At 71.5% G+C, this 26422-nt stretch carries 16 protein-coding genes; 8 read left to right on the forward strand and 8 right to left on the reverse strand.

Going from position 1 to position 26422, the window contains the following annotated elements; all coding sequences use genetic code 11:
* Window positions 1–48: 48 nt before the first annotated feature.
* Window positions 49–1248, reverse strand: coding sequence for a M20 family metallopeptidase (locus tag V1460_RS19805; RefSeq protein WP_338674981.1), 1200 nt, complete (start codon window positions 1246–1248; stop codon window positions 49–51).
* A gap of 119 nt (window positions 1249–1367) precedes the next feature.
* Here V1460_RS19805 and V1460_RS19810 point away from each other — a divergent pair, with 119 nt between their 5' ends.
* The 3 genes from V1460_RS19810 to V1460_RS19820 are packed head-to-tail and all read left to right on the forward strand — an operon-like array spanning window position 1368 to window position 12001.
* Window positions 1368–3902: a lantibiotic dehydratase gene (locus V1460_RS19810; RefSeq protein WP_338674982.1), complete on the forward strand. Its 2535-nt coding sequence runs from the start codon at window positions 1368–1370 to the stop codon at window positions 3900–3902.
* Window positions 3899–4756 carry a methyltransferase domain-containing protein gene (locus tag V1460_RS19815; RefSeq protein WP_338674983.1) on the forward strand — a complete coding sequence of 286 codons (858 nt, stop codon included), beginning with the start codon at window positions 3899–3901 and terminating at the stop codon, window positions 4754–4756. The genes V1460_RS19810 and V1460_RS19815 overlap by 4 nt, the downstream gene beginning before the upstream one ends.
* 57 nt (window positions 4757–4813) lie before the next feature.
* Entirely contained in the window at window positions 4814–12001 is a 7188-nt protein-coding gene (locus V1460_RS19820) for a thioester reductase domain-containing protein (RefSeq protein WP_338674984.1), read from the forward strand.
* 71 nt (window positions 12002–12072) lie between these two features.
* On the opposite strand, the gene V1460_RS19825 is transcribed toward V1460_RS19820, so the two are convergent.
* Window positions 12073–13557, reverse strand: coding sequence for an MFS transporter (locus tag V1460_RS19825; protein ID WP_338674985.1), 1485 nt, complete (start codon window positions 13555–13557; stop codon window positions 12073–12075).
* Between the two features lie 87 nt (window positions 13558–13644).
* On the opposite strand from V1460_RS19825, the gene V1460_RS19830 reads away from it, so the two are divergent.
* On the forward strand, window positions 13645–14253 hold the full coding sequence (locus tag V1460_RS19830) for a TetR/AcrR family transcriptional regulator (RefSeq protein ID WP_338674986.1): 609 nt from the start codon (window positions 13645–13647) through the stop codon (window positions 14251–14253).
* 192 nt (window positions 14254–14445) lie between these two features.
* On the opposite strand, the gene V1460_RS19835 is transcribed toward V1460_RS19830, so the two are convergent.
* The 5 genes from V1460_RS19835 to V1460_RS19855 all read right to left on the reverse strand — a co-directional run bounded on the left by V1460_RS19835 (window position 14446) and on the right by V1460_RS19855 (window position 19531).
* Complete coding sequence (locus V1460_RS19835) at window positions 14446–14949, reverse strand: NUDIX domain-containing protein (RefSeq protein ID WP_338674987.1); 504 nt, start codon at window positions 14947–14949, stop codon at window positions 14446–14448.
* A gap of 35 nt (window positions 14950–14984) precedes the next feature.
* Window positions 14985–16601, reverse strand: a complete 1617-nt coding sequence (lnt, locus tag V1460_RS19840) for an apolipoprotein N-acyltransferase (RefSeq protein WP_338674988.1) — start codon at window positions 16599–16601, stop codon at window positions 14985–14987.
* 475 nt (window positions 16602–17076) lie between these two features.
* Entirely contained in the window at window positions 17077–18024 is a 948-nt protein-coding gene (locus V1460_RS19845; RefSeq protein WP_338674989.1) for a threonine/serine dehydratase, read from the reverse strand.
* Between the two features lies 1 nt (window position 18025).
* Window positions 18026–18586, reverse strand: coding sequence for a hypothetical protein (locus V1460_RS19850; RefSeq protein ID WP_338674990.1), 561 nt, complete (start codon window positions 18584–18586; stop codon window positions 18026–18028).
* Between the two features lie 132 nt (window positions 18587–18718).
* Window positions 18719–19531, reverse strand: a complete 813-nt coding sequence (locus tag V1460_RS19855; RefSeq protein WP_338674991.1) for an aspartate/glutamate racemase family protein — start codon at window positions 19529–19531, stop codon at window positions 18719–18721.
* Between the two features lie 58 nt (window positions 19532–19589).
* Here V1460_RS19855 and V1460_RS19860 point away from each other — a divergent pair, with 58 nt between their 5' ends.
* The gene (locus tag V1460_RS19860; protein ID WP_338674992.1) at window positions 19590–20798 is read left to right on the forward strand and encodes a glycosyltransferase; all 1209 of its coding nucleotides are present in this window, start codon (window positions 19590–19592) and stop codon (window positions 20796–20798) included.
* A 21-nt stretch (window positions 20799–20819) separates the two neighbouring features.
* Here the strand turns inward: V1460_RS19860 and V1460_RS19865 are convergent, their stop codons facing one another.
* Complete coding sequence (locus V1460_RS19865; protein ID WP_338678118.1) at window positions 20820–22091, reverse strand: TerD family protein; 1272 nt, start codon at window positions 22089–22091, stop codon at window positions 20820–20822.
* 256 nt (window positions 22092–22347) lie between these two features.
* Between V1460_RS19865 and V1460_RS19870 the strand changes: the two genes are divergently transcribed.
* The 3 genes from V1460_RS19870 to V1460_RS19880 all read left to right on the forward strand — a co-directional run bounded on the left by V1460_RS19870 (window position 22348) and on the right by V1460_RS19880 (window position 26415).
* Complete coding sequence (locus V1460_RS19870; protein WP_338674993.1) at window positions 22348–22809, forward strand: DUF6643 family protein; 462 nt, start codon at window positions 22348–22350, stop codon at window positions 22807–22809.
* A 66-nt stretch (window positions 22810–22875) separates the two neighbouring features.
* Entirely contained in the window at window positions 22876–23700 is an 825-nt protein-coding gene (locus V1460_RS19875) for an MOSC domain-containing protein (protein WP_338674994.1), read from the forward strand.
* Between the two features lie 282 nt (window positions 23701–23982).
* Window positions 23983–26415 (forward strand): right-handed parallel beta-helix repeat-containing protein, encoded by a 2433-nt coding sequence (locus V1460_RS19880; RefSeq protein WP_338674995.1) that lies wholly within the window; start codon window positions 23983–23985, stop codon window positions 26413–26415.
* Window positions 26416–26422: the final 7 nt, after the last annotated feature.

Consider the following 26422-nt stretch of genomic DNA (forward strand, 5'->3'; position numbering starts at 1 on the left):
GGCCGCCCGGGCCGCGGCACAGCCGCGGCCCGGGCACCCAGGCGGCCCTCAGCCGGATGCGCCGCCCGCGCCGCGCCGCGCCCGGTGGGCGGCCAGCAGGCGCTCCCGGGCCTGATCGTCCTCGGCGGCCTGCGCCCCGGTCCAGGCGAGTGCCACGGCGGCCTGGAGCAGCGCCCGGTCGGCGGCGGGGGCCACGCACGCCCGGGCGAACTCCGGCTGGTGGTTGACCGCTCCGCCGCTGTCGATGCCGATGCTCGGGTGCACGCTGGGCAGAGCCCGGCTCACATTGCCCATGTCGGTGCTGCCGGTGGGCATCGCGCGCTCCTCCTCCGGGGTCGCCAGGGGGCGGCCGAGTTCGATGGCGGCGGCCCGGTACGCGGCCACCAGGAACGGATCGTGGGCCAGTTCGGCGTACGCGGGGGTGGACAGCACCTCGTGGGTGCAGCCGGTGGCGACGGCACCGGCCTCGAAGCAGGCCCTGACGCGGGTTTCGAGGCGCTCCAGGGACTCCATGTCGGCGGCGCGGAGGTTGTAGAGGGCACTGGTGTGCGCGGGCACCACATTGGGCACCTCGCCGCCCCGGGTGACGATCCCGTGCACCTGCTGCCGGGGCTCGAAGTGCTGACGGCCCACCCCGACGGCGACCTCGGCCACGGTGAGGGCGTCGGCCGCGTTGACCCCCAGTTGGGGGGCGAGAGCGGAGTGCGACTCCCGCCCGGTGTAGCGGACTTCGAGCTCGACCAGCGCAAGGGGGCGGGGAGCGCAGTTGTCCTCGGGGGCGGGGTGGACGAGCATCGCCATCGACACCTCGTCGAACACTCCGGCCTCCAGCATGGTGATCTTGCCGCCGCCCTCCTCCTCGGCCGGGGTGCCCAGCACCATGACCGTGACGCCCAGGTCGTCGGCCACGTCCTTGAGCGCCAGTGCCGCACCCACCGACGACGCGGCGATGATGTTGTGCCCGCAGGCGTGGCCGAGGCCCGGCAGGGCGTCGTATTCGGCGCACAACCCGACCGTGAGCGGACCGCTGCCGTAGCGGGCGGTGAACGCGGTCTCCAGCCCCCCGACTCCGGGCTCGATCTCGAACCCCTCGTCCCGCAGCAGCCCGCTCACCTTGGCCGCGCTCCGGTGCTCCTGGAACGCGGTCTCCGGCTCGGCGTGAATACTCCTCGACAGTGCGACCAGTTTCTTCTCGGCGCGGTCGACGCTTTCGCGGCAGTGGCGCATGATCCGAGACGAAATACGCATCCTTGCTTTTCCCTCCGGATTACCGGGGACACCGACGGCCGGATTGCCGGCCATTCCCTGATTCTTTTCCTTCCTACCGGAGCAGGGGACGAAAAGCGAGACCAGTATGGAGAATTGACATGGCATCACTGACGTGGAACGTGCGAGCGGGAGACGGGGAACTCTCCGTCGAGACGATGCCCTGGTCGCTGCTGCGGGCGACGGGATTCCCGGCCGGTCTGCTGGACGGGCTCGCCTCCGACGGGCTGCTGGACACCGCTGCCGGGGCCCTGGCGGCTCAGGACGCGGTCGCCGCCGAGCGCCTGCGCTTCCTGGAGGAACTGTGGCCGGGGCTGCGGGAGGCCGTGCGGACGGTCGAACCCCGCCAGCGGTCCCTGCGGGCCCTCCAGAGCTGCCGCCGGCTGGTGGACGAGGGGGAGCCGCTGGACGAGCGCTGCGAGTCGGTGCTCGCGGCGACCGGTGAGCCCGGCTGGGCGGCCCAGTGGAACGCCTTGGTCGCCGGGCTCGACGAGCGGCTGACAGCGGCCCGGCACGAGCTCGAAGGGGCCTTGCTGCGAGCCCGGCTGCGCACCGCGGAGGCCGCGGGGCAGGACGACTTCGGGCACGCCGTGTTCGTATCGAACCCGTCGTTCCACCACACGGCCCTCGAGCACGCGCCACTGGCGCATCCTGGCTGGGCCCAGGCCCGGGAAGAGGGCGGTGCGCTGCCGCGCGCCCTGCGACGCAGGGTCGACACCCTGCACCGCTATCTGCGCAGGTTCGCGACCAAGTGCGAGACGGTGTCGTTCTTCGGCCCGGTACTGTTCGCCCGCCTGCGGCCCGACCAGGAGGAAGCCGTGCTGGTGGGCGCGCCGGGGCCGGAGAAGGTCGTGGTGGAGGCGAGTGCCTGGCTGGTGGAGGAACTGCGGGAGCAGGCCGCGCGTGAAGTGCCGCTGACGCTTCAACGTGTCTGGCCCAGCCCGCTGTTCCGGCGACCTGATGCGTCCCCGGTACTGGAGCGGGCCGTCGACGGCCGCAGGTTCAAGGTCGCCGCGCCCGCGCTGGCCCTGTGGAAGGCGGCTTCGGCAGCGCCGGGTAGCCGACTGGACGCGCTGATCGCCTCGACGGGCGTCGGCGCGCCCTCCGCGCAGCAGGTGGGGGCGGCGGACGAGAGGACGGCCGACGCGCACGCCGCCCGGTTGGTGAAAGCGCTCGGACCGGCACTGGTCGTCTCGCCCTGGCGCCTCCCCGCGACCGAACTGCACGCGCTCACCAGGCTGGCCGCCGAGCAGCCCACGCCCGCGGTGGTGGAACTGGCCGAGACCCGCGACAAGTACGCCCAGGCCGCGTGGCCGGAGCGCGCCGGACATCTCGCCGGCGTGCGCGCGGCACGTGCGCGGGACGGCGGGCAGCTGTCTCGCGACAGCGGCAGGCACTACGCGGACCGGGAACTGTTCCACGAGGACAGGTCGAGCCCGCTGAGCGAGCGGGTCGGCTTCGGGGCGCCGGTCGTGGACCGGATCCGCCAGGTGACGGAGGCGGTGTTCCCGCTCGTGTTCCTCGCGGCGCTGCTGGCGAGGGAGGACGCCCGCGAGGCCCTGCGCGGCGAACTCCGCGGCTCTCCGGCGCCACTGGCCGCGCTCGCGGTACGGGACATCCCCTCGCGCTCGCCACGCCGCGACCGCCTGGACTCGGTGCTGCGCGGACTGGTCGAGCGAGCCGTCGCACAGGCGGGCGGGGCCGGTGGCCGGCCACCGGCGGTGGAACTGAGCCGGAACGAACTGGACGAAGCCTTGGCGCCGCTCTGGAACAGCGTGTCCTACGGTCCCGACGACGCCTGCCTGCCGAGTCCTGACCTGATGGTGGCGGGCCCTGACCCGGCCACCGCCGCCTGGGTGCTCTCCGAGCTGCACGATGACTGCAGCTCGATCTTCGGAGGTCTGGAACGCCCGCTTCACAGCGACCCGGTGGGGCTGTGGGACGAGTTCGGCGAACGGGTGGCACGGGCAGTGCCGCCCGGGACCGCCGCGACGATCGTCTCGCGTCGGCGCAGCGCGCATGTGACACCCGAGCTGCCCGGTGCCGCCATCGAGCTGACCGGCCTATCGGCCAAGGACCGCGCCGAAGTGGTGCCGATCGCCGACGCCGTCGTCCCCGCATCGGCCGACACGGTACTGATCGACGGTCAGGAGCGGCTGCTCTACCCGGGCGACCTGTCGTCCACGCTGCACCGGGCGGTGTCCAGACCGGCGCTGGTGCCGGTGCCGGTCGACCTCGGGGCGTACACCCCGCGGATCGTGGTGGAGGGTGTCGTACTCCAGCGCGCCCGCTGGCGACTGCCTCTTCCTGAACGCACCGGGGACACCGTCGCCCGATGGCTGGCGGTGCAGCGCCTCAGAACGGCCCAGGGAATTCCGCGCCATGTGTACGTGAAGCATCCGGTCGAGCCCAAACCGCTGTACGTCGATTTCGCCGACCCGCTGTCGGTACTCGATATCACCAGGCTTCCCGAAGGGGAGGTCGTCGTGTCCGAAATGCTGCCCACCCCTGATCAATTGTGGTGGCGCGTGGCGGGCAGGCCGCATTGCGCCGAATTCCGCCTCGGCTGCATTGTGCGGCCGACGAAATCCGAAAATCCACTGCCCCAGGAAAAGCAGGAAGAGAGCGTGTCATGACCGAGGACATCCGGATCACCTCCCTGGTGAGGGACGCCTACGACAAGTCCGCCGAGCAGTACGAGTCCGCGGGTCAGATGATCTTCCATCCGCTCGGGAAGATGGTCGCCGACGCACTGGAGCTCTCTCCGGGCGAGCGTGTGCTCGACATCGGCTGCGGGCGCGGCGCCTGCCTGTTCCCCATCGCCCACCAGGTCGGCCCCGGCGGCTTCGTCCTCGGTATCGACCAGGCCCAGGGCATGGTCGACGCGTGCGCCGCCGACATCGATGCCCGAGGGGTCTCCGGCTGGGCCCGCGCCGAACTGGGCAACGCCCAGGATTTCGCCTTCGATGAGCCGTTCGACGCGGCCAGCGCCGGGATGGTCCTGTTCCTGCTGCCCGAGGCCGAGAAGGCACTGGCCTGTGCCGTGTCCGCGCTGCGCCCCGGGGGCAGGTTCGCCGCCACCACTTTCCCCACCGAGAACGGCAGGCTCGCCGCGGGCTGGGAGTCGGCCGAGATCCTCGCGGGAGTGCTGGCCAAGTACCTGCCCGAGGGTGTGGACGACCCCTGGCAGGTCGTCCTGGGGGTCGGCGGTCCCCTCGTCAGCGAGGAGTCCACAGCCACGGCGTTCCTCGACGCCGGGTTCAGCGATGTGCGGATCCGCCATGTCCCGGCGGACTCGCGCTTCGAGACCATCGACGACTACCTGACCTGGACCAAGACGGTGACCACCCGGATGCAGTGGGACCTGGTGCTCCCGGAGCGGGTGGCCGAGGCGACCGACGAGGCACGCGAGGCGCTGCGGGTACTCGCGGGGCCCGACGGCTCCCTGGAGTTCTCCTGCCCGACCAGGACCGTGCTGGCCGTCCGCTGACGGCACGACCGTAACCGCCCACCAAGCGCTGAGCACAGAGCCGAGAGGTGCGATGACATGGCTCCCGATACGACCTCTTCACTGATCCGTCCGCTGTCCGAACTGCTGGGGGGACATGCCGCCCGGATCGGGGACAAGGCGGCCTTCGCCGATGCCAGGCGTGCCGTCGGCTACCGGGAACTGGATCTGCGGACCTCTCGGCTCGCGGGGCATCTTGCGGCCCTGGGCCTTGAGAGGGGCGGCCGCGGGGCCGTCCTCATGGGCAACTGCGTCGAGCTGGTGGAGAGCTGCCTTGCCGTCATACGGGCCGGCGGCATCACCGTGCCGCTCAACTCGCAGGCGTCCGAGGCCGAACTGGCTCACTTCCTTGCGGACTCGGGAGCGTCGGTGGTCCTGTGCGACCCGGCGCGGCTCGGCGTACTGCTGCGCGCGGTGTCCTCGGTGTCCGCGTCAGGACTTCCCCGGCCCGCGATCGTCCTGACCGGCGGCTCCGCCGAGCGGGAGGACGTGCCGGGCGGCGTCGCAGGGTACGAGGCCCTCGTGGCGACCGCGCCCGAGGGTCCGGCGCCGGAGGAGAGTCCGCTCGACGCTCCGGCGTGGATGCTCTACACCTCGGGTACCACCGGCCGTCCCAAGGGCGTGCTCTACTCCCTGCGCAGCTCGCTCTGGCTGGTGGAGACCTGCCATGTGGGTGTGCTCGGGATGTCGCAGGACGACCGGCTGCTGTGGCCGATGCCCCTGTTCCACGGTCTTGGCCAGAATCTGTGCGTCATGGGGGTCGTGGCCGTGGGAGCCTCGGCCCGGCTCATGGGCGGCTTCGCCCCTTCCGAAGTCCTCGACGCGCTGCGCGACGACGGTGTGACCTTCCTCGCCGGAGTGCCGACGACCTACCACTACCTGCTGGAACGTGAGCGTGAGGAGCACACCGAACTCCCCTCGCTGCGTATCGGGTTCGTCGCCGGGTCGGCCAGCGGAGCATCGCTGGGCAGCCGATTCGAGGAGGCGTTCGGGGTCCCGCTCGTGGACCAGTACGGGTCGACCGAGACGGGAGCGATCACCTCGAACCGGCCGACCGGTGCGCGCGTCGCCGGATCGGCCGGGCCGGCCGTGCCGGGGGTGGACATCCGGCTGGTGGACAGCGAGTCGGGTACCGACGTCGCCACCGGGGAGGAGGGCGAGGTATGGGTGAGCGGCCCGAATCTGATGCTGGGGTACCACGGGCAGCCCGACGCGACCGCGGAGGTGCTGTGCGACGGCTGGTACCGCACCGGTGATCTGGCACGCCGGGACGCCACCGGGCATCTGACGTTGAGCGGGCGCCTCAAGGAACTGATCATCCGGGGCGGCGAGAACATCCATCCCGTGGAGATCGAGGACGTGATCCGCACGGCGGTGGGCGTGGCCGACGCGGCGGTGGGCGGTGAACCCCATGAGGTGCTCGGCGAGGTTCCCGTCGCGTATGTGGTGCCGGGCCCCGAAGGGGTCGACGTACCGGCACTGCTGGAGCACTGCCGGGCGCGGCTGTCCTTCTTCAAGGTGCCGGAGAAGGTGTACGCCGTCGAGCGCGTGCCGCGGACGGCGTCGGGGAAGATCACCCGGCATCTGCTGGCGGAAGCGGCCCCCCGGCTGCTCGGTTCGGCCTCCGCCGGCGGGCTCGGGACCGCGTCCCGTGGTGGTGGCGTCGCCGGTGACGGCGCGTGGGCGGATCGGCTCGCCGCGATGACGGCGGCCGGGCGGAGCCGGGCGGTGCTGGACCTGGTCCGTACGGAGGTGGCCCTGGCGATCGGCGTCGAGGGACCCGAACAGGTCTCCCCCACAAGGCCGTTCGTCGACCTCGGTCTCGGTTCCCTGGTCGTCGTGGCGGTCGGGCAGCGGCTGAGCGCGCAGATCGGGATACGGCTTCCGGCGACCGCGGTGTTCGACCATCCGACGCCTGCGGCGTTCGCGGAGCGGCTGGTCGGGGAGCTGAGCGGGGCCTCGGGCGACAACCGCTCCCCCGCCGGAGCGCTCGCGACGCAGCCCACGGACCGGTCCGGTGGCCGCCCGGACGCGGACGAGCCCATCGCCGTGATCGGCATGGCCTGTCGGTTCCCGGGCGGTGTCGAGTCGCCCGAGCAGCTGTGGGACCTCATCGCCGAAGGCCGGGACGCCACATCGGAGTTCCCCACCGATCGCGGCTGGCCGCTCGACACCCTGTTCGACCCCGATCCCGATCACCACGGCACCAGCTATGCCTCGCGCGGTGGGTTCCTGACCGACCCGTCCGCCTTCGACGCCGGATTCTTCGGGATAGCACCCCGCGAGGCGACAGCGATGGACCCTCAACAGCGGTTGTGGCTTGAGGTGGCGTGGGAGGCCTTCGAGCGGGCCGGCATCGACCCGACCCGGCTGACCGGCTCGGAGACCGGTGTCTTCGTCGGGACCAAGGGGCAGACGTACAGTTCGCTCGCCGCGCCCGCGTCCGAGTACGAGGGCTATCTCGGCTTCGCCACATCCGGCAGTGTGATGTCCGGCCGGGTCGCCTACACCCTGGGCCTGCACGGCCCCGCCGTCACCGTCGACACCGCCTGCTCCGCGTCCCTGGTGGCACTCCATCTCGCCTGCGGGTCACTGCGCACCGGTGAGTCGCGGCTGGCGCTCGCGGGCGGTGTCACGGTGATGGCGACGCCGGACGACATGATCACCTTCAGCAGGCAGCGGGGGCTCGCCCCGGACGGCCGGGTGAAGGCCTTCGCCGACGGGGCGGACGGCACAGCCTTCGGTGAAGGGGCGGGGGCACTGCTACTCGAACGGCTCTCGGACGCGCGCCGGGCAGGCCACCAGGTACTGGCCGTGATCCGGGGCAGCGCCGTGAACCAGGACGGTGCGTCCAACGGTCTCACCGCGCCCAACGGCCAGGCGCAGCAGCGGGTGATCCGCCGGGCACTCGCCAACGCAGGGGTCTCACCGCACGAGGTGGACCTCGTCGAGGCGCATGGCACGGGGACCACCCTCGGTGACCCGATCGAAGCGGAGGCGATCCTCGCGGCCTACGGTCAGGGCCGGGACCCAGAGCGGCCGCTGTGGCTGGGGTCGGTCAAGTCCAACATCGCCCACACCCAGGCCGCCGCTGGCGTCGCAGGTGTCATCAAGCTGGTGCAGGCGATGCGGCATGCGGTGCTCCCGGCGACACTGCACGTGGACCGGCCGTCGCCGCATGTCGACTGGTCATCGGGGAACGTACGTCTGCTCAGTGAGGCTCGGGCGTGGTCGAGCCCTGGTCGGCGGCCGCGGCGCGCCGGGGTGTCGGCCTTCGCCATCAGCGGCACCAACGCCCATGCCGTCCTGGAGGAGGCACCGCACTCCCCCTCTCCTTCTTCCGAAGAGACCACGACGCGGCCGCTCGCCACCGTACCGTGGCTGCTGTCGGCGAAGTCCCCCGCCGCACTGCGCGAGCAGGCCCGTCGCCTGGAGTCCTTCGTTCGCGCGGCGCCCGACTGCGAGCCGGCGGATGTGGGGCGGACCTTGGCGATGTCCCGGGCCGGGCTGGAGCACCGCGCTGCCGTCGTCGCGGACGCCTCGGACGGTGTGGCCGGCCTGCTGCGCGGGCTCGGCGCGCTCGCGGCGGGTGAGCCGGCGGCCGGATTGGTCACCGGGCTCGCCGGACCGGCTCGTACCACCGCCTTCCTCTTCACGGGGCAGGGCTCACAGTGGGCGGGCATGGCCAGCGGACTGTACGCCGAATTCCCGGTGTTCGCCGAGACTCTGGACGCGGTCTGCGGGCATCTGGCACCGGAGGTGAGGAAGTTGCTGCTCGCCCGCGATGACGCCGCGGACGACGGCCGTGTCCACCGCACCGGCTTCGCCCAACCCGCCTTGTTCGCACTGGAGGTGGCACAGTTCGCGCTGCTGCGATCCTGGGGGGTGCGGCCTGACGCTCTAGCCGGCCACTCCATCGGTGAGCTCGCCGCGGCTCATGTCGCCGGGGTCTTCTCGCTGGCGGACGCGGCCAGACTGGTCACCGCCCGTGGCGAGTTGATGCAGGCGCTGCCCGAAGGGGGCGCCATGGTCGCCGTCGAGGCCACCGAGGAGGAGGTGCTGCTGCTCCTCGCGGGGCGGGAGTCACGGACGGGGGTCGCCGCGGTCAACGCCCCACGGTCGGTGGTGGTTTCGGGCGACGCGGACGACGTCGCGGAGATCGCCCGGATCCTGGCCGAACGGGGGTGCAGGGCCCAGCGACTGACGGTAAGTCACGCCTTCCACTCTCCGCGTATGGACGGGGTGCTGTCGGAGTTCGAGGCCGTGGCACGCACGGTCGCCTACCGAGAGCCGCACACACCCGTCGTGTCCACGGTCACCGGCGAGCTCGCCGGTGCGGAGCTGCTGACACCCGGGTATTGGACCCGGCAGCTGCGCTCGCCGGTCCGCTTCGCGGATGCGGTGCGGACGCTGCGCGACCGGGGCGTCGACACCTTCGTCGAGTTGGGCCCGGACGGGGTACTGACGGGTTTGGTGCGCCATGTCGTGGGCGATGCGTACGACAACCGCGCGCTGCCGCTCTCCCGGCGTGACCGGCCCGGTGCGACCACCGCCGTGGGTGCGGCGGCAGCCCTGCACAGCGCCGGTGTGCCGGTGGACTGGGATGCCTTCTTCGAGGGCACCGGCGCCCGCCACATCACCTTGCCGACCTATGCGTTCCAGCGCAAACGCCATTGGCTGCCCCGGTCTGCCGTCCCTGCGGCCTCGGCGGTCCCCTCTCCGGTGCCCGCCTCCGGTCCCGGTGAAGAGGCCCCGTCCGGACGGGTGCTGAAACCGGGTGAGCGCCCCGAGGTCGCCGCCCGACTGGCCGCCGTACTGGCCGACCTGGACGAGGAGAAGCAGCTCCTGCACATGATGGAGCGGATCGCCACCCGGGTCGCGGCGGTGCTGGGTCACGACAGCGCGGACGACATCGACCCCGATGTACCGCTGCTCGACCTGGGCGTCGACTCCCTCATGGCCGTGGAAATGCGCAACCAGATCAGCGACTTCTGCGGGGTGAGTCTGCGTCCGACGCTCGTCTTCGAGCATCCGACCCTGGCCGTGCTGGCCGACCATCTGCTCGCGAAGGTCCTGGACGCCGTGTCCACAGCGCCGAGTACGGACGAGGACGCGGTGGACTTCGCCGCCGAGGTCGTGCTGGCGGCGGACATCACCCCGGCCGACGAGGTCGTCCGGGTGGCTGACGACCCACGGGAGGTGCTCCTCACCGGTGCGACCGGGTTCCTGGGCGCGTATCTGCTGCGCGATCTGCTGCGCACGACCCGTGCGACCGTGCACTGCCTGGTGCGCGGGACCGACGAGGCGGATGCACGTGCGAGGCTGCGGAAGAACCTGGAGTGGTACGCGTTCTGGGACGGCATCGACACGGATCGCCTGTCGGTGGTCGTCGGCGATCTCGCGCAGCCCCTGCTGGGCCTCGCCCCCGACCGCTTCGACACCCTGGCCCGCGGCGTGGACGCCGTCTACCACGCCGCGGCGGCCGTCAACGGCCTCTATCCGTATGCGGCGTTGAAGGATGCCAATGTCACCGGTACCGCGGAGATCCTGCGGCTGGCCGCCCGGCACCGCACCGTGCCCGTCCACCATGTCTCGTCCACGGGCGTGTTCGCCGCCGAGGCGGTCCCGGGAGTGGCGCTGAAGGTGACCGATCCACCGGGACCGGCCGAGGCGCTGTCATCCGGCTACCGGCAGACGAAACTGGTGGCGGAGCAGATCATCGGTATCGCCAGGGAGCGGGGCCTGCCGGTCTCGGTCTACCGGGTGGACGAGATCTCGGGCGACACAGAACACGGCTTCTGCCAGACCCACGACTTCGTCTGGCTGAGCATGAAGGGGATCGTGCAGGCCGGCGCCGTACCGGCGGACCCCGCGGGCATCTTCCACCTCGTTCCCGTCGACCATGTGAGCGCGGCGATCCTGAGGCTGTCCCGCGACGAACGGGCCGCGAGCCGCGACCACCATCTCGCGAACGGGACACATCTGCCGTTCTCGGAGATGACAGACTCGCTGCGGTCCCTCGGATACCGGCTGGACGAACTGCGCTGGGACGCCTGGGTCGAGCGAATCCGGGCCGGCCGCGACAATGCGATGGTCCCGATGATCGACGCCTTCGAGTCGACCATCTACAGCGGACGCAACCACTATCTGTCGGTCGACACCTCCCGGACCCGGGAGCTCCTGGCGGGTACCGGTATCGAATGCCCGCCGATGACCCGTGAACTCTTCGAGAAATACGTCGGGTTCTTCGTCCGTGTCGGCTACTTCCCGGAGCCGGGCAGCGGTGCCGCGCGCGACGGCGTCGACGGCGAGGGCATCGAGGTGCGGGAGGCGGCATGGGAGGACCTGGAGGCGATGGCGGGTGTCTGCTTCGACGCCTTCGGCACACTGAACGCCTCGCTCGGCCTGACGCCCGAATGGTCGTCGGTGGAGGCGGTGACGGAGATGTTCCGTGACCGCCTCGCGGCCCCGGGCTGCCTCGCCTTTGTGGCCGTCGACGGCACGGGGGCCGTGGTGGGTTCCAACTTCCTGGTGCTGGGCGAGGCAGTGGCGGCGTTCGGCCCGCTCAGTGTCGCGACCGGAGCGCAGGGCGCCGGGGTGGGACGGCTGCTGATGGACGAGGTGCTCGCGGCCGCCGCGCGGCACGGTCGTGACTCGGTCCGCGCCGTCCAGGTGACCAACAACCTCGGGGCGTACCGGCTGTACGCCTCACTCGGCTTCGTACCGTGCGAGCAGTTGTCCGTGGTGACCGGGTACGCGCCGCCCACCCCCGCGAACCTGGCGGGCTTCGCGGTGCGCGCCATGTCCGAGGACGATGTGGCCGCCTGCCAGGAGCTGTACCGCGGGATCAGCGGTCATTCCCGGGACGGTGAGATCCATATGGCCGCCAAGCGCGCCTTCGGCTGGTCGCGACCGTATGTGGTCGTGGACCGGACGAGTGGCGCGATCGCCGGATACACCACGGGCCTGTCCGATCTGGGCCATCTGACGGCGGTCTCGGATGCCGCGGCACGCGCCCTCTACACAGGAGCCGGTGAACTGATGCGCAGGGCTGCTCCCGACGGCCCCGCACCCCGGCTGCGCATCCCGGGCCGGCTGATGCCCGAGGTCCTGGGCTGGGCGTTGCGCACCCGGGGTATGTCCCTTGACCGGCTGGAGACGCTGGTCGTACGAGGCTCGTACACCGAGCCCGGGGCGGGCGTCTACTGCCCGGGGCTGTCCTACTGACGCACCGGCACGGCACGGGTCCGGCCGATGGCGGCCGGGCCCGTGCCGTGCTTCCCCTTTGCTCGGATGCGTCAGACCATCGCGACCGGTACGTCGTCCTTCACCGAGCGGTCGGTCCTGGGAACGGCGAGCAGGGTGATCACCACACCGAGCAGGGCGAATCCCGCTCCGACCGCGAAGGCGAGCCGGAAGCCCTCCGTCATCGCGCCGGCCACGGTCTGACCGTCGAGCTGCTTGCCCTTGAGAAGCTCGCCGATACGAGCGTTGGCCACGGACGAGAGCACAGCGAGACCGAGTGCGCCGCCGATCTGCTGGGTGGTGTTGATGAGCCCCGAGGCGAGTCCGGACTCCTGGGGTGTGACACCGGAGACGGCGACGATCGTCACGGGCACGAAGGAGAACCCAAGTCCCAGGGCCGCGACCACCGATGGCAGCAGCACGTCCCCGGCGAAGGTGCCGTCGGCCGGGATGCGGGTGAACAGCAGCAGTCCCAGCGCGGTCAGCACCAGGCCGGTGAGGAGGATGGGCCTGGGCCCGACCTTCGTCACCAGCTGCGATGCGGCACCGGCCGCGAGGATGCTCGCCACCGAGAACGGCAGGTAGGACAGCCCGGCTTCGAGTGCGGAGAATCCGAGCACCTGCTGGAGGTAGAGCGAAATGAAGAAGAACATCGACAGCAGCGCGGCGCCCACCAGCAGGGAGACCATGTTGGCGCTGGAGAGGTTGCGGTTGCGGAAGATCCGCAACGGCATCACCGGGTGCTTCACGATGCGTAGTTCGACCAGGCCGAAGACCAGGAGCAGCACGGCGGACAGGGTCAGCAACCCGATGGTCCTGCCCGAGCCCCAGCCCGCTCGCTCGGCGTCCACGAGCGCGTAGACCAGCACGCTGAGTCCGCCGGTGACCAGCGCGGCACCGGCGAAGTCGATCCCGGTGCGCTCCTGGCCGCGGCTCTCGCGGACGAGGCGCGGGGTGAGGATGGCCGCGCCGACGCAGATCGGCACATTGACGAACATCACCCACTCCCAGCCCGCCCACTGGGTGAGCACACCGCCGAGCAGTACGCCGATGGCACCGCCCGCCCCGGCGAGCGCGCCCCAGATCCCGAGCGCCTTGTTGCGTTCGGCGCCTTCGGTGAAGGTCGTGGTGACGATGGAGAGTGCGGCGGGCGCGATGATCGCGGCGCCGAGGCCCTGGCCCGCACGGGCGGCGATCAGCCAGCCCGCACTCGGTGCCAGTCCGCCGAGCAGCGATGCGACGGCGAAGAGGCAGAGTCCGATCATGAACACCCGCCGCCGCCCGAGCAGGTCGGCGGTCCTTCCTCCCAGGAGCAGGAAGCCGCCGAAGGCGAGGGCGTAGGCGTTGACGATCCACTGGACGTCGGAGTCGCCGAAGTGCAGGTCCCGCTGGATCGACGGCAGCGCGACGTTCACGATCGATGCGTCCAGCACGACCGTCAGTTGGGCGACGGCGAGTACGACGAGCGCCTTCCAGCGAAGGGGGTCGGGTGGTGTGAGCGAGGAAGGCGATAACGCGGAATCGGGAGGCGTTGCCATGGGAGGGATACGCTCCTGTGGGTTAGAGTGGTATCCGGAATCGGACGTCCGATTCCGGATTTTGACGATACGGAGGCGCGGTTCCCCTTGTCAAACACCCCTCCCCCTTCCCGTGCGCCCCGCGGCGGCAGGCTGCGCTCCGACGCCGCCCGCAACCGCCTCAAGGTCCTCGACGCGGCACGGGCCGCCTTCTCGGAGTCGGGCCGGGACGCCCAGATGGGCGATATCGCCCGCAGAGCGGGCGTGGGAATCGGGACGGTGTACCGCCACTTCCCCACCAAGGAGTCACTGGCGGAAGCGATCGTGGCACACCGCTTCCAGCAGACCCTGGATTTCCTCAGAAACGAGGTGCTCCCCGATCCCGACCCCTGGAACGGGCTCGCGCGCTCCCTGGAGTTCTGCGGAACCATGCAGGAACAGGACCGCGGTTACGCGGAGACGGTCACGGCGATGGTGGGCGGCAGCACATTCGACGCGAAGGCGATCACGGAGCTCAACGAGCTCACCGACAAAGTGCTCAAGCGGGCCCAGGCCGAAGGTTCGGTACGCGAGGACCTGACCGTCGCGGACGTCTCACCGCTCTACATCGGCCTGTGCCATGTCGTCCAGGCAGGGGTCACCGACTGGCGCCGCTATCTGGGCATCATCCTCGACGGGCTGCGGCCACGACCGGAGCACACCGCCCGACGGCGCTGAAAGCCCTCCGACTGAAAGCCCTTCAGCAATGCCGGAGCGGAATGGTCTCGGTGTCGCATCCACCGGCGCGGCACCGTGGCCGCGGACTTCCCGTCCGGAGACAGGAGCCGGGTCAGGTCGCCGTGGCCGACGCCGCCGCGCGGCCCGCCTGCCGGCCCGAGAAGATGCAGCCGCCGAGGAGGGCGGTCCCGGTCAGACACCGCCCACGCGGTGATCCGCCTCTGCGTCGGACGGATCGAACCAGGTGGGGCCATCGCCCAGCGCCTGCCTGATCCGGAACACGGCGAAGTCCTGAAGCTCCGGGAGCGTGTCGACCGGGAACCAGCCCACGTCGAGCGACTCCTCGTCATTCACCCTGGCTTCACCACCCACCGCCCGGCAGCGCAGGCAGATCTCCATGAACTGGCACTCGTCCCCGTTGGGGTAGACGACCGGCCGCTTGGCCTGGACCAGCACGACCCGGTCCACCACGCAGCGCACCCCTGTCTCCTCGTACACCTCACGGATCGCCGTCGCGGCCGGCTGCTCTCCCGGCTCGGGAATACCCCCGATGATCGACCACTCACCGGTGTCGGCACGCCTCACCAGCAGGACCCGGCCGTCGTCGTCGAGCACGACCGCGCTCACCCCCGGCAGGAAGAGGAGCTGGGTACCGACGCTGGCCCGGATCCGTCTGATGAAGTCAGGCGTGCCCATGGCCCGACCCTATGCGCTGAGGCTCGGAGCCGCTTTCAGGACACGGACGAGGACGTGCCCCGGCGACGCGCGTACGCGACCCGGCCGAGCGCGCCCACCGCGAGCGCGGCGATAAGCCCCTCGGGGAGCGTGCCCATACGAGTGGCGGGGGTGAGCGAGGAGCGCAGCGGGACCTCCGCGACCAGGGCGTCCGGGGTGAACATCTCCGTCTGCTGGACGATCTTCCCGTCCGGGTTGATCACCGCGCTGACACCACTGGTCACCGGGACCACGACGGCCCGGCTGTGCTCGACGGCCCTCACCTGGGACATCGCCAGCTGCTGGTAGGTCATCTCGCTCCGGCCGAACGTGGCGTTGTTGCTGGGCACCGAGATCAGCTGGGCGTGGTGGGTCACGGTGTCGCGGACCGCCCAGTCGAAAGCCGCCTCGTAGCAGGTGGCGAGGCCCACCTTGGTGCCGGCGAGGTCGAAGACGCCCACCTCGCTGCCAGGGCCGAAGTCCCGGCTGACGCGGTCGACGTCAGCGCTGAACAGCCGGACGAAGGAACGCATCGGGATGTACTCGCCGAAGGGCTGCACATGCCGCTTGTCGTAGGTGTCGACGGGGCCGAGCTCGGGATCCCATTCGATCAGGGTGTTGCGGAGCTTGCCCGTGTCCGGGGTGAGGACGGCGCCGATCACCGTGGGCACACCGATCCGGCGCACCGCACGGTCGATCACCCGGCGAGCGTCGTCGTTGCGGTACGGATCGAGGTCGGAGGAGTTCTCCGGCCACAGCACCAGGTCGGGCTTGGCCACCTTGCCTGCCGCGACATCGTCGGCGAGCTGCTCGGTACGGCGGGCGTGGTTGTCCAGGACCGCCCTGCGCTGGGAGTTGAAGTCGAGTCCGAGGCGGGGCACATTGCCCTGGATCGCGGCGACGGTGGCGGTACCGTCCTCGGCCGAACCGTCGACGAGGGGCAGCGCGGCGAACGCCCCGGAGACGGGCACGAGCACACTGAGCGCCGCGGCGGCGACCGGCCCGCGCCCGAACTCACCGGTCCACCGGTAGCGGCGGGCCTGACGCACGCACTCGTACAGGCCGAAGCCGCACAGCACCACCGCGAAACCCAGCACAGGGGTACCGCCCACCGCCGCCAGCGGCAGGAACCACCCCTCGGCCTGCCCGAACGCGATCTTGCCCCAGGGGAAACCGCCGAACGGCACCCGGGCGCGTACGCCCTCGCCCAGCACCCAGACAGCGGCGCCCCACACCGGCCACCACGGCAGCCGGGACACGACGGCGACACCCAGTCCGGTCACGGCGACGAAGAGCGCTTCGACCGCCGCGAGCGCCACCCACGGCAGTGCCCCCACCTCCTCGCCGGTCCAGATCAGGAGGGGCAGCAGGAAGCCCAGACCCGCGAGGTATCCGAGACCGAACCCCGCGCGCGGACGGCGCCCGTGCAGGCACCAGGCGAGCAGCGCGAAGCCGGGCAGGGCCAGCCACCACAGCGGCCGGGGCGGGAAGCTCAGGAACAGCAGGACGCCGGACAGCGCGGCGGCGACCGGCCTTGCGAACCGGCCCGACAGCCGCTGAACCAGGCTTGCGGCTGCGGGCTCGGGCTGGGGGTCCTGAGGCTGGGGCTCGGTGGGGGTCACGGTGGCGCTCACCTGCCGGAGTCTACGTTTTCGGCGGCATCGAGGAAGTCCGGCCCGGCTCGGCGATGGCTTCCTGAGCCGGGGGTCTCCGGCTACGGCGTGCGCCAGCCCCGATCCAGACGCGCCCGGAGGCGACCTGAGGTCGGCCTGCGGGGTATGCACATCGGGGGCCGGGGACGGGGGTCTCACGCACATGGCAGTGTCGGCAGACGTGGGCGCGGCGGCGTCGCTCTCGCGCCGGCATCGCGCTACGGCATGGCCCCGGGCGTCACGGCCATGGCCCCAGCCCGCCCGGTCGGACCGGTGCGGCGGCCGCGCTCCTGGTCCTGGCGACCGGCGCGGCCTGCTGCGCCGCGTACGCCGCGCGGTCGGCCTGGCGACAGCGCTGCCGCGGATGCCGCAGCCTCGTTGAGTCGTCGGGCGTGGGTCCGCCCCGTGGCCCGCGCCTCACCGGGTGGGACGGCTCGGATCCGGGGCACGGCCCGCTTCAGACGAGGTCCGAAGGGTCGGTGTTCGCACCGCAGAGGACCACGCACACCCGTTCACCGTCATCCGGACGGTAGCCGTCACGGCTCGTGAGCGCCGCGAGCGCGGTCGCGGCGCCGTGCTCGACCGCGACCCGGCGCTGATCCCACAGCTCCCTGCGCGCCTCGACGATCTCCTCGTCGGCGGCGAGCACGGAGCGGGCGTGCTCGCGCTGCGCGACCGCGAGGGCCATCGAGGAGGCTCTGCGGGCACCGAGGGAGTCCGCCGCCACGGAGTCCACGCCGACATCGACGGGACGGCCCGCCTCAAGCCCGGCGTTCAGCGCCCGGCACCCGGCAGGCTCGGCCGCCACCGTGCGGATGCCGTGCCGCTCGGCGGCGGTGGCGACCCCGGCGAAGAGCCCGCCGCCGCCGACCGCCACCACCACGGTGTCCAGGCCCGGGACGTGCGCCCTGATCTCGTCGAGCAGCGTGCCCGCGCCCGCGGCGATCAGCGGGTGGTCGTAGGCGTGGCTGGCGAGCGCTCCGGTGGCCGCCGTGAAGTCCTCGCAGGCGGCGAGGGCCTCCGCGTACTCGGCACCGACGAGGCGTACATCGGCGCCGAGGCGGCGCAGCCTGGCGACCTTCACCGGCGGCGCTCCGGCGGGCAGGAACACGGTGGCCGGAACGCCCTGCTGCTGGGCGGCCCAGGCGCAGGCCAGCCCGGCGTTGCCCCCGGATGCGATGGTCACCCCCGCGTCCGGGAAGGTACCGGCGTCACGGTGGGCCTGGATGAAGTTCCGCGCGCCGCGGGCCTTGAACGACCCGGTGTGCTGCATGTATTCCAGCGCCAGCCAGACCTGGTGCTTCTCACCCGGCCCCGGTTCGACCGGGGCGACCGTGACTGGCCGGACGTACCCGGTCACTCGCGTCTTGGCGGATGCGATGTCGTCGTAGGCCAGCTCGTGCACGTCACATCTCCGCAGCGGTGCCTTTCGAGGTCAGCCGCAGTCTGTCACGGATCACCCGGACGGCGGTTTCGGCGTCGTCGACGGTCACGGTGAACGTCCGGCCGTCGCCGAGTCTGAGGGCGATGCCCTCACCTCGGCGGACGATCACCGCCGTGCCCTGCTCGGGACGCCAGCGGTAGCCCCAGCCGCCCCACTGTCGCGGGCAGACCCGAGGGACGTACTCGGCTCCCACCACGGACTCCAGGGGGATCTTCCGCCGCGGCAGACCCATGGGACCGCAGCGCACCTCCACACAGTCGCGGTCGACCGTGACCGCCACATGGACGAAGGCGAGAGTGCCGAACAGCACCAGCAGCCCGGCGGCGACACAGCCGATCACCGACATCAGCAGAGGGAGGAGGCCTGAGGTCCAGGGGGCGTCGACAGCGAGTTCGATGCCGAGCGCCATGCATCCGGCGCCGACCGCCGCCAGCGCCCACTGGATGCGGTTGGTCGCGCGGCCGGTCCAGATCGGGGGCGGCGCCTGAGCGGCCTGCCCCTCAACGCCGGGGTGGTCCGTCATGCGTAGCAGCGTACTCACGTTCCGCTCCGGCGGCACGGGTCACCAAGGTCACGCAGGCGGGACCGAGCGGGTCTCACGCGGTGGTTCAGCGGGGGTCTCTCGCGGTGGTGCCAGCGGGTCTCGCCGGGGGGTTCAGCGGACCGGGGTGACCGGATTCACCGTGTCCGCGGCGGCGAGGAGCCGCCCTTCGGCGTAGGCCATCGCAGGTCGCGGCAGGACTCCGACGCGCCCGCTCAGCAGCACGGTCAGGCCGGTACTCGGTGCCGTTGCGCCGGCCGGCCGGGTGCCGGCGCGGCGTAGTGCCTGCGCCGCGACGGCACCGGCCGAACCGTGCAGGACCAGCGGCGGGAGTCCGCCGGGGCGGCCCTTGCCGACGGCGGCGCGGATGCGTTCGGCGACCAGTTCATAGTGGGTGCAGCCGAGAACGACGGCCCGTACGTCCATCGGAGTGAGTGCGGCGGCCGCGGCGACGGTGCGGTCGATGGCGTCCTCGTCGGCCTGCTCGACGGCGTCCGCGAGCCCAGGGCAGGGCACTTCGGTGACCTCGGCCCCGTCGGCGAAGTCGCTGATCAGCCCCCGCTGGTAGGCGCTGCCGGTGGTGGCGGGGGTGGCCCAGATGGCGACTCGCCCGCCGCCTGCGGCTGCGGGCTTGATGGCGGGCACCGTGCCGATCACGGGCACGCCGGGCTCCAGGGCCGCGCGCAGCGCGGGCAGCGCGTGCACGCTCGCCGTGTTGCAGGCGACGATCAGCGCGTCCGGGCGGTGTGCCGCCGCGGCACGTGCCACGGTGAGCGCGCGTGCGGTCAGGTCCTCCGGGGTGCGAGGCCCCCAGGGCATCCCGTCCGGATCGCAGGAGAGCACCAGCTCCGCCTCGGGTCGCAGCCTGCGTACCGCGGCGGCGGCCGCGAGCAGGCCGATCCCGGAGTCCATGAGTGCGATCTTCACCCGGTCACCCTAGCCGACGCCCCTTGCGGCCTGGCCGGTGTGGGGCAGACTGCGACGAATGGGCACCCTCGCGTGGATCGCCGTGATTTCCCTGGGCGTATGGCTGTGGCTGCTGCTGGGCCGGGGGTTCTTCTGGCGTACGGATCAACGGCTGCCACGGTGCGACGCGGCACCGGGCGTTTATGACGACTGGCCGACGGTGGTGATTGTCGTACCGGCACGGGACGAAGCCGCCGTACTTCCGGAGAGCCTGCCCTCGCTGCTGCGTCAGGCGTATCCGGGTCAGGCCGAGGTGATTCTCGTGGACGACGGCAGTACGGACGGCACGGGCGCCCTGGCCCGCGAGTTGTCGGCGCGCTACGGCGGGCTGCCGCTCACCGTGGCGTCACCGGGTGAACCGGACGCCGGTTGGACGGGCAAGCTCTGGTCGCTACGGCACGGCATCGCGCTCGCGCTGAGCGAGGACCCCGAGTACCTGCTGCTCACGGACGCCGATATCGCGCATGAGCCGGACAGTCTGTCGGAGCTGGTCGCCGCCGCCCGTGCGCATGGCATCGATCTGGTCTCGCAGATGGCGCGGCTGCGGGTGGCCACCCTTTGGGAGCGGCTGGTGGTCCCTGCCTTCGTCTACTTCTTCGCACAGCTCTATCCGTTCCGCTGGATCAATCGCCGCAAGCCCGGGCGGCGGGCGCGGGCCACGGCCGCAGCGGGCGGCTGCGTGCTACTGCGGACCGCGACGGCGGTCCGGGCCGGAATCCCGGAGTCGGTCAGGCAGTCGGTGATCGACGATGTCGCGGTGGCGCGCGCTGTGCGGCGGGCCGGGGGGCGGGTGTGGCTGGGGCTCGCCGAGCGGGTGGACAGCATCCGCCCCTATCCACGACTGGCGGATCTGTGGCGGATGGTCTCGCGCAGCGCCTACGCCCAGCTTCGGCACAGTCCGCTGCTGCTCGCGGGGACGGCGGCCGGGCTCGTGGTGGTGTACCTGGTGCCGCCGGTGGCGGCGTTCGCGGGGATGTACGCGGCAGGAGGCACCGTTGCGGCTGTCGCGGGATGGGCGGGGCTCGCCGCGTGGGCGCTGATGGCCGGGACGTACATGCCGATGCTGCGCTACTACCGGCAGTCGCTGTGGCTGGCTCCGCTGCTTCCGCTCACGGCACTGCTCTACCTGCTGATGACGGTGGACTCGGCGATGCGGCACTACCGGGGGCGTGGAGCGGCCTGGAAGGGGCGCACATACACGCGCCCCGAGGCCGCGCAGGACCGCTGAGCGGGCTGTCGCCGAGCGGGCTCACTTCCTGCCGGGTGTCCAGTTCATGCCCCAGCCGTAGGCCTGGTCGATGGTGCGTTGCGGGCTGACACCGCGCTCGGGAACCAGATAGCGCGCCTCGCGCTGCACGATCAGGTCGCCGTCCCGGTTGGTGAGGAGCACGAGGGCGCAGACCGTCGACGGCACGGTGCACTCGTCCAGCGAGAACTCGATCGGTGCACCGTTCTCCGGCCGGAGGGTGACGGTGGCGTGCAGGTCGGCAAAGCTGCGGGCGCCGGAGTAGATGGCGACGAAGATGACGACGCGGCTGAGTTTGTCCTTGTGGTCGAGATTGACGGTGAGGTTCTCACCCTCGGCCAGAGAGCCGGTGCGGTCGTCGCCGTCGAGGTGGATGTACGGGGGCTGGTGGAGGGCTCCGAAGGCGTTGCCGAGAGCCTGCACGACACCCTTGCGGCCGTCGGTGAGTTCGAACAGCGCGCACAGGTCGAGATCGAGGTCGGCGTGCATGGCCACGGCCCGGCCGAGCTTGGATCCCCAGCCCGCGAACTGCTTGCGGACCTGCCAGTTGAGGTTGACGCGCATGGCGCCGGATGTCCCGCCCTGCTTGGTCAGCGAGACGGACGGCGCTTCCTTGGTCAAGGTGATCTTGCTGAGCCGCACGGGCGCCGGGGCACCCTGGGGCCCCGCGGCGAGGGATGCGGGGGTGGAAGGAGCGGAAGCGGCGGGGGCCGGAGCGACAGGGGCGGAGCGCGCGGACGCCGGCTGCTGGGGCTCGTCGACCGTGATGCCGAAGTCGACGGCGAGTCCCTCGAGTCCGCTCTGGTACCCCTGGCCCACCGCGCGGAACTTCCACCCGCCCTGGCGCCGGTAGAGCTCGCCGAGGATGAACGCCGTCTCGACCGTCGCGTCGCCACTCTCGTAGCGGGCGATCTCCGCCCCGCCCGCCGCGTCGAGAACCCGGACGTACATTCCCGGCACCTGCCCGAAGCTGCCGCCGTCCGCCGACGCCGCAAGGACGATCCGCTCGACGGACGGCTCGACGCGCCCGAGGTCGACGGCGATGCGATCGGTGGTCGCGGAACCCTGGGTACGCTTGCCCTCGTGGCGGACCGCTCCCGAGGCGTGCTCCGGCTGGTTGTAGAAGACGAAGTCCGCGTCGGACCGGACCTTTCCCGACCCGGAGGCGAGCAGCAGAGCAGAGGCGTCGACATCGGGCACGCCGCGGCCCGAACGCCACCCCAGCTCCACCTGTACGGCCTTCGCGGGCACGGGGACATTCGCCCCTTTGAGCATGGACATCCTCGCCCCCATCACGGGTCCTGACACCCGGTCGAATCGGTAGGACCAACGTAGCGCCGCACCCCATCCGTACACGTTCGCGACCCGTGAACAACCCGCTCCCAGCTCGCCCTTTACATGATCCAGATGCCTTGGAGCGACCGATTTTCCCCACTTCGCTCGCATTGGGGATCACCCGCCACCGGTAACACGTCAAACAACCCTCTTACCGGACTCCCCAAAAGCACATCGTGGGCTTAACTTATGTGCCATGACCTCCCCCCGCTCCACCTACGGTGGCGGCTACTACTCCGTGCCGCCGTTCGCCGACACCCCGATCTACGACTCCCTTGTCGCCGAGCGGGGCACGCCTCAGATCGCCCCGATCCGAGTGCCCGCCGCCTACGACTCGGTCGGCTCCATCGGCGGCGGCTACATGCCGGCGCTGCCCGCGGCCCTGCCCGCGCTCCCGGCGGCTCCGTCCCAGCCCGCACCGTCGTACGGCTACCCGCAGCCGATGTCGCAGCCCGTTCCGCTGCAACAGGCCCAGGCGCCGTACATCCCCCAGCAGGCCGGTGTCCCGCGCGGCTACCCGGGTGTCCAGCCCCAGCAGCCACCCCGCCCGGTGGCGACCGGCTACGAGGCGATGCGCCCGGCGGCGCCGCGCCCGATACCGACCCCGGCGCCCTACGACGACCCGTACAACCGCCCCTACCAAGGCGGCGGATACTAGATCGTTTCCCACCGGGGCGTCACCCACGGAAGCGTCGGCACGGCAACCCTCTGACAGGATGGCCGTATGACTGGTCTCGTGCTTCGCTCCGTCCATGTCCATCCCGTCAAGTCCTGCGGCGGATTCGCTCCGGACTCGGCGGTCGTGGAGCCGTGGGGTCTGGCCGGTGACCGGCGGTGGATGCTCGTGGATGCCACGGGCCTGGCGGTGACCCAGCGTCAACAAGCCCGGCTCGCGCTGGCGTCCGCAGTGCCCGCCGACGAGGGTGGGATCCAGCTGACCGCGCCCGGGCAGGAGCCGCTGACCGTGGCGGTGCCCGAGCCGGGGTGCACAGTCGTCGTGGAGCTTTTCGGGGAGAAGGTGGAGGCGGTGCCGGTGGGCACCGCGTCCGACGACTGGTTCGGGGCCTATGTCGGCGCACCGGTTCGGCTGGTGCATCTGGACGATCCCGCCCGGCGCAGACCGGTGGACGCGGCCTACGCCCGGCCTGGCGAGACGGTCTCGTTCGCGGACGGGTTCCCGCTGCTGCTGACCACACGGTCGTCGCTCGACGCGCTGAACGGGCTGATCGCCGAGGGAGGCGATCCGGATGAGGGCCCGCTGCCGATGAACCGGTTCCGGCCCAATCTGGTCGTGGAGGGCGCAGAGCCCTGGGCCGAGGACCGGTGGCGGAGGATCCAGGTCGGCGAGGTCCGCTTCCGGGTGGCCAAACCCTGCGGCCGGTGCGTCGTGACGACCACGGACCAGTCCACGGCACTGCGCGGCAGGGAACCGCTGCGGACCCTGGCCCGGCACCGGCGCATCGGGGACCGGCTGGTCTTCGGACAGAACCTGGTGCCGGAGACCGCGGGGGTGGTCCGGGTCGGCGACGCGGTGCGGATCATCGACTGAGCGAAGCCCGCGACGGACCCCGCGCACGAAGCGGCCGGGCGGTACCGCTCGTTGGTGCCGGGCACGGGTGCGGCTGCGGCTCGGGGCACGGGTGCGGCTCCGGGCACGGGTGCGGCTGCGGTTCCGGACATTCTGTCCGCCCCGTGGCGCATCGGCGCTCACCCGAGACCACGCGTCCGGCCGACCGGTCCACCGGCGCGCCCGCGCCACGCTACGGTGGACCGACGCCGCGCACCGCACAAGCACGGCGGCTGGACGACGAGGTGGGGGCAAGGCAGCACCATGGCACAGGGCACGGTCCAGGTGACGCACACCGGCACATCGCGGTGGCGGCGCCGCACGGGCGAGTACGCTTCCCTCGCCGCCGCCCTGGAGGCCGCCGGTGACGGCGACGTCCTCACCGTCTCCCCGGGTACCTACCGGGAGAACCTCGTGGTGCGGTGTGCCGTGACCCTGCGCGGGCCCGACGGATCCGCAGCCGGATCGGTGCGGATCGCGCCCTCCGAAGGGGTGCCGCTGACCATACGGGCCTCAGCGACCCTGCGGGACTTGCATGTCGAGGGCCAGGACACCGCGGCGCCCGCACTGCTGGTGGAGGACGGCACACCGGAGTTGGCGGATCTGCGGATCGTCACGCGCTCGGCGGCGGGAATCGAGGTGCGCGGCGCCGCCAGGCCGACCGTACGCCGTTGTACGGTCGACAACCCCGCGGGCGTGGGCATCGCCGTACTCGACGGCGCGGGTGGCGTGTTCGAGGAGTGCGAGGTCGTCGCGGCGGGGCAGTCCGGGGTCACCGTGCACGGCGGGGCTCATCCCCGGCTGGAACGCTGCCAGGTGCACCACGCGTCGGGGGCGGGGATGAGTGTCAGCGGGGAGTCTACGGCGCTGGAGGCGCTCGGCTGCGAGGTGTACGAGATCAAGGGCACCGGTGTGCAGATCGCCTCGCGCGCCACGGCGCATCTCACCGAGTCCACCGTGCACCGCACCACCGCCGACGGTGTCACCCTCGACACGGATGCGGTGCTCACCCTCTCCGACTGCGACATCCATGACATCCCCGAGAACGCAGTGGACCTGCGCTCGCGTTCGGTGCTCACACTCACCCGCTCGACCGTGCGGCGATTCGGGCGCAACGGCCTTTCGGTGTGGGATCCGGGGACCCGGGTGGACGCCAACCAGTGCGAGATCCACGACAGTACGGGCGACTACCCGGCCGTGTGGGTCAGTGACGGGGCCACCGCGGTGCTGGACTCCTGCCGAGTGCACGACGTGCCGGACGCGCTCTTCGTGCTCGACCGCGGTTCCCGGGCCGATGTGGTCGACAGCGATCTGTCGCAGGTACGGAACACGGCGGTTTCGGTCAGCGACGGGGCCGCGGCCCAACTCGACGACTGCCGTATCCGGGACGCGTCGACCGGAGCGTGGTTCCGCGACCACGGCAGCGGGGGCACGCTGAGCAACTGCACCATCGACAAGGCCCAGACGGGGGTGATCGTCACCAAGGGCGCCGATCCCTCGATCGAGCGCTGCACGGTGACCTCCCCGGCGGAGGCCGGTTTCTACGTGTCGGCGGAGGGCCGCGGAACCTTCCACGGCTGCCGGGTGACGGACAGTGGGGGCTACGGCTTCCATGTGACCGACGGCTGCCGCACAGTGCTGTCGCGCTGCCGCACCGAGCGCTGCGCGCGAGGGGGTTACGAATTCCCCGGGGAGGGTGTGACCTCCGAGGACTGCACCAGTGACACCAGCGGAGTGCGCGCGGCGGCTCCCGCCCCGGCGGTGGCGACCGCCGGGGCTCAGGCACAGCGCTCCCCCGGCCTGTTGCTGGGTGAGTTCACCACGCCACCCTCGACCGCGCCGGTACCGGAACCCGCCGTGTCCGGCGATGCGCGGTCGGCTCCGATCCGCACCCCGGACGATGTGCTGAGCGCGCTGGACGGCCTGGTCGGTCTGGACAGCGTCAAGCGGGAGGTCCGTACCCTCACCAACATGATCGAGGTGGGCCGGCGGCGCCAGGAGGCGGGGCTCAAGGCCGCGTCGGTGCGGCGCCATCTGGTCTTCACCGGCTCCCCGGGCACCGGCAAGACCACGGTGGCGCGGCTCTACGGCGAGATCCTCGCATCGCTGGGCGTACTGGAGCGGGGGCACCTTGTCGAGGTGTCCCGGGTGGATCTGGTCGGTGAGCACATCGGCTCGACGGCGATACGTACCCAGGAGGCGTTCGACCGGGCACGGGGCGGGGTGCTGTTCATCGATGAGGCGTACGCGCTGTCGCCGGAGGACTCCGGGCGGGACTTCGGGCGGGAGGCCATAGACACCCTGGTGAAGTTGATGGAGGACCACCGGGACGCCGTGGTCGTCATCGTCGCCGGGTACACAGCAGAGATGGAGCGCTTCCTGACCGTCAACCCGGGTGTGGCGTCGCGCTTCTCACGAACCATCACCTTCAGCGACTACGTGCCCGACGAGTTGCTGCGGATCGTGGAACAGCAGGCCGAGGAACACGAGTACCGCCTGGCGGACGGCACTGACGAGGCCCTGCTGAAGTACTTCACGGCGCTGCCGAAGGGCGCCGCGTTCGGCAACGGCCGTACCGCGCGCCAGACCTTCGAGTCCATGGTGGAACGGCATGCGGGGCGGGTCGCCGGACTCGCCGAGGTGAGCACCGACGATCTGACGCTGCTGGTGCCCGATGACCTGCCCGAGCTTCCCTGAGCGGGAT

Origin of the sequence: Streptomyces sp. SCSIO 30461, assembly GCF_037023745.1 — a bacterium.
Taxonomy (GTDB): Bacteria; Actinomycetota; Actinomycetes; order Streptomycetales; family Streptomycetaceae; genus Streptomyces.

Excerpts from the sequence above, each read along its gene's own strand:
- V1460_RS19805 (WP_338674981.1), bottom strand. The coding sequence starts at position 1,248 with ATGCGTATTTCGTCTCGGATCATGCGCCACTGCCGCGAAAGCGTCGAC.
- V1460_RS19810 (WP_338674982.1), top strand. The coding sequence starts at position 1,368 with ATGGCATCACTGACGTGGAACGTGCGAGCGGGAGACGGGGAACTCTCC.
- V1460_RS19815 (WP_338674983.1), top strand. The coding sequence starts at position 3,899 with ATGACCGAGGACATCCGGATCACCTCCCTGGTGAGGGACGCCTACGAC.
- V1460_RS19820 (WP_338674984.1), top strand. The coding sequence starts at position 4,814 with ATGGCTCCCGATACGACCTCTTCACTGATCCGTCCGCTGTCCGAACTG.
- V1460_RS19825 (WP_338674985.1), bottom strand. The coding sequence starts at position 13,557 with ATGGCAACGCCTCCCGATTCCGCGTTATCGCCTTCCTCGCTCACACCA.
- V1460_RS19835 (WP_338674987.1), bottom strand. The coding sequence starts at position 14,949 with ATGGGCACGCCTGACTTCATCAGACGGATCCGGGCCAGCGTCGGTACC.
- V1460_RS19850 (WP_338674990.1), bottom strand. The coding sequence starts at position 18,586 with ATGACGGACCACCCCGGCGTTGAGGGGCAGGCCGCTCAGGCGCCGCCC.
- V1460_RS19860 (WP_338674992.1), top strand. The coding sequence starts at position 19,590 with ATGGGCACCCTCGCGTGGATCGCCGTGATTTCCCTGGGCGTATGGCTG.
- V1460_RS19865 (WP_338678118.1), bottom strand. The coding sequence starts at position 22,091 with ATGCTCAAAGGGGCGAATGTCCCCGTGCCCGCGAAGGCCGTACAGGTG.
- V1460_RS19870 (WP_338674993.1), top strand. The coding sequence starts at position 22,348 with ATGACCTCCCCCCGCTCCACCTACGGTGGCGGCTACTACTCCGTGCCG.
- V1460_RS19875 (WP_338674994.1), top strand. The coding sequence starts at position 22,876 with ATGACTGGTCTCGTGCTTCGCTCCGTCCATGTCCATCCCGTCAAGTCC.
- V1460_RS19880 (WP_338674995.1), top strand. The coding sequence starts at position 23,983 with ATGGCACAGGGCACGGTCCAGGTGACGCACACCGGCACATCGCGGTGG.